Origin of the sequence: Arthrobacter bussei (genome assembly GCF_009377195.2) — a bacterium.
Classification (GTDB): domain Bacteria; phylum Actinomycetota; class Actinomycetes; order Actinomycetales; family Micrococcaceae; genus Arthrobacter_D; species Arthrobacter_D bussei.
In genome coordinates this window covers 1-283 of the sequence record NZ_VJXX01000033.1, presented here as the reverse complement: position 1 = coordinate 283, position 283 = coordinate 1, and the positions used below count along the sequence as shown (strand labels likewise).

The following is a 283-nucleotide window of genomic DNA, read 5'->3' as shown; positions in this document are numbered from 1 at the left end:
CAGGTACTCGGCGCCCTGCATGGTGACGGTGGTGATCATGGAGCCGCCCGTGGTGATCGTCCCCGCCGGACTGCGCGGCGACTGGCTCGACCCCCGGAACGATGCGCGCCCGGCGGTGCCGGAACTTCTGGACGCCATCCCCGATCCGCATCTGCTCCCCCGACTCGTGGGCCCCCGCGTGGGGTCCGTGCGCAACAACGGGCCCGAGCTCATCGACCCGCTGCCCGGGGACGTGACGGCGGACGCCGACCAGCAGACCCTGCTCTAGCCGGGAGAGATCGGA

1 pseudogene is annotated in these 283 nt (G+C 72.1%); it reads left to right on the top strand.

Going from position 1 to position 283, the window contains the following annotated elements:
- Positions 1 to 268, top strand: a pseudogene (locus FNH21_RS16795) (hypothetical protein); the annotation flags it as partial.
- Positions 269 to 283 lie beyond the last annotated feature (15 nt).